Genomic DNA, 11,463 nt, shown 5'->3' on the forward strand with positions numbered 1-11,463 from the left:
GGCGAAGCCGCCCTTATAGTGATCGAGCTTCCAAGCGCAAGCCTTTCAATTCACTTGCAAATCGCTTGCAGAAGCGGCCGGGTCATCGTGGCGTCCGGCCGATTTTTCGCATGAGCGTGCGGTAATAGCCCGCAAGCCAAGGAGCCAGCGACTGGCAGCGCACGATCAGACCGAGCGCCTCGTCGCCGCGCTCCTGGCGGAGACCCGCGAGGGCCTGGGCATGGAGCTGCGTGAGCTCCGCGATGGTCGGATCGCGCCGCTGCGAGGCCGGCGCCACGACGGTGAAGATGGCCGATTCCGTCGCGCGCCCGCGCACCGCGATGCGGTCGAGCTCGACGAGCACGTAATCGTCCTGCACGGCTTCGGCCGTCGCGGGGCCGAGGATCAGGGAGACGGCGTATTCCTTCGACAGGCTTTCCAGGCGCGAGGCGAGGTTCACCGTATCGCCGAGCACCGAATAATCGTAGCGCCACCGCGAGCCCACGTTGCCGACCACGCAGTCGCCCGTGTTGATGCCGACGCCGACGGCGAATTGCGGCGCATGTTCTCCCTCTTCCTGGCGCAAGGCGGCGTTCAGCGTCGTGACGGCGTCCATCATGCGCATGGCCGCGCGGACCGCGCGCAGCGGGTGGTCGTGGCTCGGCAGAGGCGCGTTCCAGAAGGCCATGACGCAGTCGCCCATGTATTTGTCGATCGTGCCGCCCTCGGCGAGCACCGCTTCCGAGAGCGGATCGAGCAAGCGGTTGATGAGGCCCGTCAGGCGCTCCGGCTGGTCTTTCAGTTTCTCCGACAGAGTGGTGAATCCGCGCACGTCGCAGAACAGGATCGAGAGATTGCGGCGCTCGCCGCCGAGCTTGAGCGCGCCCGGGTCGCGCGCGAGCTGCGCGACGAGCTCGGGCGAGAGATAACGCGAGAAGGCCTCCGACACGGCGTGGCGAAGCTGCCGCTCGCGGGCGTAGTCGAGCCCGAAGCGCGCGCCGAAGACCGCGAGCGATGCGGCGGCGGGAAGAGCCGGCGGCATCCACACGCGCCCGAACCGCAAGGCGAGCCATGTGCCCAAAAAGATCAGCGCCACCACGGACAGAGCGGCCAATCCGGTGCGCCAGGTCACGCCGTGGGCCGACAGGGCCGCCGCGACGAGAGCGGCGGCCAGGAGAAGGCCCAGGACCGCGCTGCGCGGCACGGGGACGACAAAGAGATCGTGGCGCAGATTGTCGAGAATGGTCGCCTGCACCTCCACGCCTGCCGTGAGCTCGCGGGTCGTCACCGTGAAGGGCGTGGGAAAGGTGTCCGGGGCTCCGGCATTCGTGGAGGTCGCCGCCTTGAGGCTCAGTCCCACGAGGACGATCTTGTCCTTGAAGCGTCCGGGCTGGAGAAACTCCTCCGGATCGAGCGCCTGGTAATAGGACACGGTCGGATAGGTGCGGGCGGGGCCGAAATACTGGATGAGGGCTCCGGCGGGTGGAGGCGCCGCCGGCTCCCCGGCAACGCGCAGGATCTCGGCCGCGAAGCTGTCGGGCTGCGTGGGCATACGGCGAAGATAGACGTCCGGATCGGGGTCGACGGACGCGACGCCGGCCTTAGCGTCCGCATCGAGGAACGGATCGATGGGATTGACGCGCGTCGTCTGGATGCCGTGATCGAGCTTGGTCAGCACGTCGTCGGCAGCCAGCACCACGTCTGGCCCGAGTGCTGAAGCCAGCGTCCGGTCGTCCTCCTCGGTCGAGGGTTCGGCGAAGATGATGTCGATGCCGACGACCCGCGCGCCCGCCGCGCGCAGGCTTTCGACGAGCCGGGCATGCAGCTCCCGCGACCAGGGCCAGCGCTGCCCGATCTCGGAGAAGGACGGTTCATCGATGGCCACCACCTCCACGCTGGTGGGGAACGGGCGGGGCGGGGCAATGATCGAGAGAAGGTCGAAGAGCCTTGCCTCGATGAGGGCGAAGGGCGGGAAGAAGACGAGCGGCGCCAGGAGCGCTGCGATGAGGCCCGCCATGACGAAGTGCCGCCAGAGCGGCTCTCCGTCGTGCCTTCGCAGGGCGGACCTTGCCGAGGCCGGGGCGCTCACCGTCAGAACCGGGCCTTCAGGCTGGCCGCGATGGTGCGTCCCGGTCCGGGTATGTCCCGCGCCACCTCGAAGGCCTCATCGAACAGGTTGAGGACGCTCAGCCCCACGAGAAGCCGGCGGTCCGGCGTCTCCCACGTCAGGGCGGCGTCCGCCGTCCAGTAATCGTCGAGACGGCTGCCTGCGAGGTCGCCCGTGAAATCTCCCACATAGGTGGCCGCCATCGTGAGCTTGAGCCGGCTCGGATGGACGAAGGTGACGCCCGCGCGTGCAAAGGTGCCGGCGGCCAGCGGCACGTCGTTGCCGCGCCCTAGGCCTGAGCGTATGTCCGTCGATTGCGTGCCAACGGTGCCGAACACGCCGAAGCCGTGCGTGAGCCAGAGATTGGCCGTCGCCGCCAGCCGCTCGATACGCGCCTTGTCGACCGCGATGGTGTCGAAGGTGTTCGGCACGCCGATGCCGAGGTTCACGGCATCCTGCCGCTGATATTCCAGGGCCGTGAAGAGATAAGGAGACCATTCCGCGTCCCAGCGCAGGGCGAGCGTATCGACCTTTCCCGAGGAGTCGATCGGAAGCCCATAGGGCACGAGGCCCACGGTCGTGATGGGCGAGAGCGTGTAGGCGAGGGGCATCAGGCCGTCGCTGCGATAGGCCGCCCGCAGCCAATGGCCTTCGAAGGGCGAGATGCCGATGCCCAGGCGCGGAGACACCAAGCTGTCGTCGCCGAAGCCTGTGTCCAGCGCCGTGCGCTGAATGCCGGCCTGGGCCTCGAACCAGTCGGAGGGACGCCAGAACAGATCGGCATAGAGGCGGCTCGCCTTGAACGTGGTGTCGGTTTCGTCGTCGATGGGAGCGGATATGAACTCGCCGGTATTTGCGTTGTAGAAATAGGCGGTCCCTTCGGCATTGCTCGAACTGTGTCCGCGCTGCGCCTCGATGCCGTATCGGAGCGTGACGTCGCCGAAACCCACCGTGTGGGACAGGGCGGCGACGGCGCCTTCGATCCGCAGGCGCTGCCATTGAGTGCCGCCGATGACGATGCCGGGCACTTCCGCGCTCGCCGCGCTCGAATAGCGGTTATCGAACCCGCGCTGGCCGAAGACGGCGGCCGTCAGCACGTTCCTGTCGCTGAAGCTGTGGCTCCATCCGGCGCCGCCGACCACGGCCGTCGTGTTCTGCGTGCCCGTGAAGACGCGGGTGGCCGTGCCGATCGCCGCAACCCCGGGTTCCAGATCGGTGGCCACGCCGAACAGCACGAAGCGGTCGGCCGCGGTCGGGGCCGAGCCCACGAAGACGGAGCCGTTGGCGATCTCCTGCCGGTCGATGGCCGCTCGCGCATCCGTCTGCGCCCGGCCGGCCGTCAGGGCGAAGGAGGTGGGGAGCGGCTCGTTCGAGTAGCCCTGGACATTCGCCTCCGTTTCCCAGCCGATCTTGCCGCCATGGGAGAGAAGGCCGCCGCCGATCTCGACATCGAGGAAGGGACGGCGGATCAGGTCGATCCGTCCGATGCGGCCGGAGACCGCGAGGGGATCGAAGAACAGGCCCTGGAGCGTCAGGTTGAGCGACGTGAGGTCCGCGCCCACGCCCGTCTCGATGGTGGAGACGTCGGGCCGCTCGGTGAACAGGCGCGGCCGGTCGACCGCGGCCTGGTCGAAATAGCTCGAGGCCTCGAACGGGTCGAACACGCGGTCGCCGTAGAAGCGGGACCATTCGTTCAGGTTCAGGAAGCGGTAGGCCTGGGCCGGATAGGACCCGCCGTCCTTGTTGACCGCGAGGCCGGCGAAATCGCCGCCGCGCTGACGGTAGCGGCGCAGCGTCTCGCGCGCCGCGAGCACGGCCTCGTCCGCCTGGTACTGATCGATGGCGATCGCCGTGCGCGCGCTCGACACTACGGGATCGTTGGGATCGAGACGGTCCGCGTTGTCGAGGGCCTGCTGGGCGAGCACTTCGTCGCCGTTCTGATAATAGGCGGCCGCGGCCACGAGCAGACCCTGGGACCAGGCCGGATTGGCGGCGGAGCCGGCGAGAATCGCCTCGATCGCCTTGTCGGTCTCGCCCTTCTGCAGGAGATAGCGGCCCCGAGCGATATACGCGACGTGGAAGCCGGGATCGAGGGCAAGCGCCTTCTCGATCAGGGCGCCCGCCTCCTCGACGCGGTTCTGATCGAGGAGCACGAAAGCCAGATTGGCGAAGGAGACGGGGCTTTCCGGATCTTCCGCGATGGCGCGGCGAAAGGCCTCTTCCGCGGCCAGGGGCCGGTCGCGGTCGGACTCGAAGAGCCCGAGGCTGTTCCAGATATTGGAGTTGCCGGGCGCGATCGCCGCCGCCTCGCGTAAGGACTCGACGGCCGCATGGACCTCGCCGTCGATGTCGCCGCGGATGTTGCTGTCGGCGGCGATCACGTCCGGATCGTCCGGATCGAGCATCTTGGCGCGGGCGATGGAAGCGCGCATCGCCTCGCGCTTGTTCAGGGCGTAGGAGACCTGCGCGGCCATGACGGCGATGCGGGTATCCTTGGGAAAGCGCTTTTCGGCGGCCTCGAGCACCCTGGCGGCGGCGTTCAGGTCCTCGCGGAAGGCCACCACATAGGCATGGGCCAGCGCGGAGAGAGGATCGTCGCGAAGCCCTTTCGGCTCCGGATAGACCTTCTTCGGATCGGCGAGCGATTGCGCGATGTAGCGACCGTAGGACGCGATCACGCGGCGTCTGGCGTCGACGCCGCGCTCGGCTTTCGCAAAGGCGGCGGCGGCTTCCGACCAGCGATGCTGCGACCCGAGAAGAGTGGCCTCCACGAGGTCCGCGCGGGCGCGCTGGGCGGCGCTCAGACGCTTGGCGCGCGCCTGTGCGAGGGCCTGAGCGGCTGCGGGGCGCCCGTCGAGGAGGAGGGCGGCCTCGGCAAGACTCAGCCAGTCCTCCGCGCTGCGCCGCTCGGGCGCGACGGCTGTGGCCCGCGCGCGCTCGGCTCTCAAGGCCGACCCGGTCAGCGGAGATACGGGCATCGACGAGAAAGTATCGCGCAGGCTCAGGTAGAAGAGCATCTGCTCCCGGTCTTCGGAATTCGTGAGTACGAATTTCGTCGGCGCCTGCCCGATCGACGCCACCGCACCCTCGCCCTGGTTCACGGTAACGGAGCCCTGCGCGTTGCGCAGCTCCACGACGCCTTCGAGCACCATCAGGGAGGTGCGCCCGCCTTCGACGGAGAGCGACCAGTCGGTGCCGCGAATGGCCGCCACCGCGGCCGGGGTCTTCACATCGACGCCCGATCCGCCGCGCGCCGCGCGAGCCCAGATCTGGCCGGTTTCGAGGCCGAGCGTCGTCGTGCCGCCGGCGCTGCCGGCGATTTCGTTCACCGTCAGAGTGGAATTGCGGCCGACGCGGATCTGGGTCCGGTCGGCGAACAGGATCGCCAGATTGCCGATGGCGTTGGTGCGCAGCACGTCGCCGCCGATAACATCCTGCTGGATGAGCGCCGTCCGCCAGAGATCCTCACGGACGAAGCGCATCTCTTCCCCGCCCTTGGCCGCTACGATCGAGCCTGCGACGGGAACGGGCCTGGGAACGGGGACTTGGGCGTGAGCTTCGGTCAGGCACAGCACCAGGGTGCTTGCCGCGGCAAGGAGTTTGAGCGGAGATCCGGCCATGATGGTGATGTGATGACGTGTCTGATAGGTTGCCATTCGAGCTTAGCAGGAAAGCGGCAGGATCAAAGCCGAATCAGAAATCGTCTGTGCCGAATGGCACACAGGCCATTCCTTAGGGCATCGTGCGGAAAAGTGGCCCCGGTTTTTCGCCAGAACGATGCGCTCCTTCCAAGAAGGGGGCATCGGATTCCATCCCAAAAGTGGATTCCACTTTTGGGTCCGATGCTCGAGAAGGGGCGGACCTTCCGGGCCGGGAGAGGGCTTTTAAGAAGCGCCTTTGCCCCGGGCCATGATCAGCTTCTGCTTCAGGTCGTTCTGAGCGAAGGGCTTCTGCAGGACGGGGCGGTCGCGGAAGGAGTCGCGGATGCCTGCGCTGCCATATCCCGTCGAAAAGACGAAGGGGATCGAGCGCTGGGCCAGGGCCTCGGCTACGGGATAGATCGGCTCGCCTGCCACGTTCACGTCGAGAATGGCGAGATCCACCTGCTCCCGGGCGACCGCGTCGAGGGCCGCGGAAAGGCGCGCGGCCGGACCGATCACTTCGCAGCCGAAATCGAGCAGCATGTCCTCCAGCAGCAGGGAGATCGCCGCCTCGTCTTCCACCACGAGGATGCGCAGGCCGTTCAGATCACCGTCGCTCGTCAGGCTTTCGGTCACGTGTCTACTCTCTCTTTCACGCAAGGGCCGCAGGATCGACATCCGCCGCACCGGAACAGGTCCTGGCGCCGACGAAGGCCGGACCGGGAATCAGAGGGTTCTATCATTCTTGCACAAAGGTGCAAAAGCCGATGGCAACCCTTCGGAGTCCCGAAGCTTTATAGCTTAGTTGATCTTAGTGCAGCCTTCCGCAATTGCATAGGTCTCGAAGGGCTTGAGTTTGTTGGATAAAGCGATGGTGACATCCCGGCTCGCCACGGCATTCGTGCGACTCTTCGCCTTAGGGCGACCCTGGCCCCGCGCCTGCATCGGGCTTGGCCGGGGACGCCCTTCGGTGGTGGTCGCCTGCAAGGCGCATACGGAAGGGGCGCTTCTCGGGAGCCCCATCGCCTTAGCGCTCGAGCGGAAGGGGGATCCCGCTCGTGCCTCGCCTGCAGCTCGGCCCGACCCAGCGGGTTCGCGCGGCTCTCCTGGCCGACACTCCTAGCCGGCGAGATCGACCTCTATCCCGAATATACCGGCAACGGAGCCTTCTTTCGTCCCATGGAAAGCGATCCGGCCTGGAAATCGCCTGACTGGCCTTCGAGACGATCAGGCGGCTCGATGCCCGGGAGCACGATCTCGTCTGGCTGGCGGCGTCGGTGGAATTCGTGGAGAGCCCGGCAGCCCTCCCGTCCTTCGAGAAAGCCTATGATATCCGGTCTCCCCGCGACAGGATCGCGCTACAGCCCACGGGAAACACGATGGCGACCATGCTCGCGGCGGTGCGCAGCACGGTCGGCGTGAATGCCGCCATGGTCTACGGTGCCGACGGCGCCATCGCGGTCTTCGACCTGGTGGTGATGAAGGACACCAAGGGCGCTCAGATCGTCTAAGAGCCCGCTCCCGTGGTCCGCGCCGGGGGCCTGCGCCTCGACCCGGCCATCGCCCGGACGCTGAACCCGGTCTTCCGGTCCCTGACCACGGCGAAGCTTCACGCGCTCGATGCCGAGATCACCATCGAGGAGAAGCCGGAGCGGGACGTCGCTACGCGCTACCTCGACGGGCTCGGATCCGCGGGACCGGGCTCGGGAATGTCGCCATGAGCCTTGCGCGGACGGCGTCTTTTCCTGAATAATAGCGCCATGTTCAGTCGATTTGGTCTCGTGCGTGCCCGTCCTTGCTCCTCACGGCATCCGAAAGCCTTCGTGGCGGAGCGGGATCGTGGTTAGACGAGACACGAAGCCGCCCGTCCTCATCGTCCTGCACCAGGAGCAATCGACTCCGGGTCGGGTCGGGCGCCTGCTCGCGGAGCGCGGGCACCGGCTCGACATCCGCCGTCCCCGTCTCGGTGATCCTTTGCCCGAGACCCTCGCCGGGCATGCGGGCGCGATGATCTTCGGCGGCCCCATGAGCGCCAACGACCCCGACGACTTCATCAAGGCGGAGATCGACTGGGTCGGCGTTCCGCTGAAAGAGAAGAAGCCCTTCCTGGGGCTCTGCCTGGGAGCCCAGATGCTGGCCAAGCATCTGGGCGCCGACGTGCGGGCGCATCCGGAAGGGCGTGCCGAGATCGGCTATTATCCCCTCGTGCCGACCGAAGCCGGAGAGCGCCTGAGCGATATCTGGGGCGTGCCGTGGCCGAGCCATGTCTACCACTGGCACCGGGAGGGCTTCGATTGCCCCTCGGGCGCCGAGACCCTGGCCACGGGCGACGATTTCCCGACCCAGGCCATCCAGGTCGGCGGCCGGGCCTTCGGCCTCCAATTTCACCCGGAGGTCACCCACGCCATGATCTGCCGCTGGACCGTGGTCGCGGAGGAGCGCCTGTCCATACCCGGCGCCCAGGACCGCATCCGTCAGCTCGACGGGCGCTTCCAGTACGACCCGCATGTCTCGCGCTGGATCGACCGGTTCCTCGATCATTGGCTCGATGAGCCGTCGACCGCGACAACGGAAGCCGCCGTCTAGAGCATCGGGGGGAATCCCAAAGGTGGATTCCCCCCGATGCTCCCATCTTGGAAAGAGCGCATCGTTCCGGCGAAAAACCGGGTCCACTTTTCGCTAGCATGGCCCGCTGGGTTCGCACACTGCGCTAGGTCGCGTCGAACTCGAAGGGCGAGATGCCGCGCCGCATCTCGTCGACGATGAGCGCGTGCATCAGGGGCGGCGCCGCGCGCTGCGGGCAGGCGGCGCGCTCGCATAGGCGGCAATTGATGCCGATGGGGGTCGCGTCGGCGGCCGCGAGGTCGAGGCCGCGCGCGTAGACGAGGCGATGGGCGTATTTCAGTTCGCAGCCCAGGCCCACCACGAATTGCGGATCGGGCATGCCCCAGGGATTGGAGGCGCGCTTCACCGCCCGCGCGATGGAGAACCAGCGCGATCCGTCGGGCAGCTCGATGATCTGGGTCGCTACCTGCCCGGGTGTCTTGAAGGTGGAGTGGAGGTTCCAGAGCGGGCAGGTGCCGCCGAATTGCGAGAAGGGAAAGCGGCCCGACGAGAAGCGTTTCGACACGTTGCCGGCCGCATCCGCGCGCACCAGGAAGAACGGGATGCCGCGTGCGCCCTGACGCGCGAGCGTGGTGAGGCGGTGCGCCACCTGCTCGAAGCTCGCGCCGAAACGGGCGCCGAGCACCTCGACATCGTATCCAAGAGCTTCCGCCGCCGCATGGAACTTGCCGTAGGGCATCATGAGCGCGCCCGCGAAGTAATTGCCGAAGGAGACGCGCAGGAGCCGCCGCGCCGGACCGTCCACGGGCTCGAGCTTGGCGGCCAGCGCGTCGATGGTCGCGCGCATTTCCGCGAAGGCGAGCTGATAGGCGGCCTGGAAGGTGCGGCCGGACGGGTCGACGAGTTCGGAAATCAGGAGCTGGCGGCGATGGTGATCGTAGCGGCGCAGGTTGTCCGACATCACGTCGATAGGCATCACGCGCACGCGAATGCCGTGCTTCGAGCGCAGCCGCTCCGCGATGGCGAAGAACGGCTCGTGCCCGCCGACCGCGAGATCGGACGCCAGGGCCTCGGCGGCCTCGTCCAGTTCCGGGAAATGGTTCCTGGCGTCGCGAATCAGTTCGCGCACCCGGTCCACTGGATTGATCTGCGGCGCGTCCTCCGCGCGGTCATGGTCGCTGAGATGGGGCGTCACGGCCTCGCGCGCCCCGCGCATGGCCTGGTAGGCGCGATAAAGGCGGTTCACGGCATCCACGAGGGAGGGCGCGTTCTCGATGGTCTCGCGCAGCTCGATGCGCGACACGGGGGCGTTGCGGAAGAGCGGGTCGGCGAAGATCTCCTCCAGCTCCGAGACGGTGCGCTCGTGATCGTCGTTGGCGAATTCGCGCGGGTCCAGGGAATAGGCGTGCGCGAGCCGAATGAGCACCTGGGCCGTGATCGGGCGCTGATTGCGTTCCATCAGGTTGAGATAGCTGGGCGAGAGCCCGAGCTCCTCCGCCATCCGGGCCTGGCTCAGGTTGAGATCGCGGCGCAGGCGCTTGAGGCGGGGGCCGACGAAGAGTTTTCTGCTCTCATCCATTTGTAAATCTTTTTACAAGTTTACTGGGCCTCGGCGTCGGGAATTTACAACGCTACCTTTCTTTCGAAATTGGGCGTTGAAACAAAGACTTCTTCTGGAATTATACCCATCAGACGCCTCGCCGATGCACAGAGTTTGTGGGCCCGGGAGGCGCTTTGTCAATGGATGTAAATTCAAAAACCGGGGCGTTGGCCCCTCAGGTCACAACGGAGAACGGCCATGCAACAATCTCGTTTCTGGGTGGTGGGCGGCGAATACACCTCCTGCGCATGCGAAGCCCTGGTTCAGGGCACCGAGCGCGTCGTCGGTCCCTTCGAGAGCCGCACCGAAGCCGAACGCGCCTGGCGTCTCCTGTCCGAGGATCACCGTCCGCAGGCGCAGGTGCGCTTCACCATCGCCCAGGAGCCTCCGCTGGGCGTGAGCGCGTGATACGCCTGCGACACGAAGTTTTTATCGCCGGGGCCGGGACTCGGGCGTCTTTCCCTGCTTAAATGGCGGGCGCGGCCTGGCGCATCGCGCGGAAAGCCGGTTCCGGTTTCTCGCGGCGAATGATGCGCTATCTCAGGGCTGGAGCGTCGGACGAATCCCGAAAGTGGAGTCCACTTTTGGGGCCGGTGCTCTAGACTATCCTGACGCATGTGCTGCCGCTGAGGGGGAATCATGACGCCCGTTCTGAAGAGTGTTGTCGCCGCTCTGGCCCTGGGCCTGACGGCTTTGAGTCCGGCCAAGGCCGATGTCGTCGTTTCGTCGAAGATCGATACGGAAGGGTCGGTTCTCGGGAACATGATCCTGCTGACCCTCGAGGCCAGCGGCATCAAGACCCAGGATCGCATCCAGCTCGGCGCGACCCCGGTGGTGCGCAAGGCGATCACCGCGGGCGAGATCGACATCTATCCCGAATATACCGGCAATGCGGGTTTCTTCTTCAACAAGGCGGACGATCCGGTCTGGAAGGATGCCGCGAAGGGCTACGAGACCGCCAAGAAGCTTGATTACGAGGCGAACAAGATCGTCTGGCTCGATCCCGCGCCCGCCAACAACACCTGGGCCATCGCGCTGCGACGGGACGTGACGGAGGCCAACAAGCTCAAGACGCTCTCCGATTTCGGAAAATGGGTTTCCGGCGGCGGCCAGGTGAAGCTCGCGGCCTCCGCCGAGTTCGTCAATTCGGAAGCGGCCCTGCCGTCGTTCCAGAAAGTCTACGGATTCACCCTCAAGCCCGATCAGCTCATCGTGCTCTCCGGCGGCGACACGGCGGCGACGATCAAGGCCGCGGCCGAGCAAACCAGCGGCGCCAATGCCGCCATGGTCTACGGCACGGATGGCGGCATCGCGCCGTCCGGCCTCGTGGTGCTGGAGGACGACAAGGGCGTGCAGCCCGTCTACGCTCCGGCGCCGATCATTCGCGAGGCGGTGCTGAAGGAACATCCGAAGATCGCGGAGATTCTCAAGCCCGTCTTCGCCTCCCTCGACCTCACGACCCTCCAGAAGCTGAACGCCCGCGTGCAGGTGGGCGGCGAGGCGGCGAAAGCCGTCGCGGCCGACTATCTGAAGTCCAAGGGCCTCATCAAGTAAGGCACGCCGGAGCTTTC

At 66.6% G+C, this 11,463-nt stretch carries 9 protein-coding genes; 5 read left to right on the forward strand and 4 right to left on the reverse strand.

What is annotated here, in order from left to right; all coding sequences use genetic code 11:
* Positions 1-82: 82 nt before the first annotated feature.
* From AB8841_RS10530 to AB8841_RS10540, 3 genes are all read right to left on the reverse strand, one after another.
* A complete protein-coding gene (locus AB8841_RS10530; RefSeq protein ID WP_370435806.1) occupies positions 83-1,996 on the reverse strand; it encodes a CHASE2 domain-containing protein in 1,914 nt (637 codons plus the stop codon).
* A gap of 74 nt (positions 1,997-2,070) precedes the next feature.
* Entirely contained in the window at positions 2,071-5,742 is a 3,672-nt protein-coding gene (locus AB8841_RS10535) for a FecR domain-containing protein (RefSeq protein ID WP_370435807.1), read from the reverse strand.
* 228 nt (positions 5,743-5,970) lie between these two features.
* Positions 5,971-6,405 carry a response regulator gene (locus AB8841_RS10540; RefSeq protein ID WP_370435808.1) on the reverse strand — a complete coding sequence of 145 codons (435 nt, stop codon included), beginning with the start codon at positions 6,403-6,405 and terminating at the stop codon, positions 5,971-5,973.
* Between the two features lie 599 nt (positions 6,406-7,004).
* Between AB8841_RS10540 and AB8841_RS10545 the strand changes: the two genes are divergently transcribed.
* The 3 genes from AB8841_RS10545 (at position 7,005) to AB8841_RS10555 (ending at position 8,313) form a co-directional block, all read left to right on the forward strand.
* Positions 7,005-7,238, forward strand: a complete 234-nt coding sequence (locus AB8841_RS10545) for a hypothetical protein (protein ID WP_370435809.1) — start codon at positions 7,005-7,007, stop codon at positions 7,236-7,238.
* Positions 7,239-7,250: 12 nt separating this feature from the next.
* A complete protein-coding gene (locus tag AB8841_RS10550) occupies positions 7,251-7,448 on the forward strand; it encodes a hypothetical protein (protein WP_370435810.1) in 198 nt (65 codons plus the stop codon).
* Between the two features lie 118 nt (positions 7,449-7,566).
* Positions 7,567-8,313: a glutamine amidotransferase gene (locus tag AB8841_RS10555; RefSeq protein WP_370435811.1), complete on the forward strand. Its 747-nt coding sequence runs from the start codon at positions 7,567-7,569 to the stop codon at positions 8,311-8,313.
* Positions 8,314-8,437: 124 nt separating this feature from the next.
* Here AB8841_RS10555 and AB8841_RS10560 read toward each other — a convergent pair whose 3' ends face one another.
* On the reverse strand, positions 8,438-9,871 hold the full coding sequence (locus tag AB8841_RS10560; RefSeq protein WP_370435812.1) for a short-chain fatty acyl-CoA regulator family protein: 1,434 nt from the start codon (positions 9,869-9,871) through the stop codon (positions 8,438-8,440).
* Positions 9,872-10,090: 219 nt separating this feature from the next.
* On the opposite strand from AB8841_RS10560, the gene AB8841_RS10565 reads away from it, so the two are divergent.
* Positions 10,091-10,300, forward strand: coding sequence for a hypothetical protein (locus AB8841_RS10565; RefSeq protein ID WP_370435813.1), 210 nt, complete (start codon positions 10,091-10,093; stop codon positions 10,298-10,300).
* Positions 10,301-10,531: 231 nt separating this feature from the next.
* Positions 10,532-11,446, forward strand: a complete 915-nt coding sequence (locus AB8841_RS10570) for an ABC transporter substrate-binding protein (RefSeq protein ID WP_370435814.1) — start codon at positions 10,532-10,534, stop codon at positions 11,444-11,446.
* Positions 11,447-11,463 lie beyond the last annotated feature (17 nt).

It is taken from the genome of Microvirga sp. TS319, assembly GCF_041276405.1.
Lineage (GTDB): Bacteria > Pseudomonadota > Alphaproteobacteria > Rhizobiales > Beijerinckiaceae > Microvirga.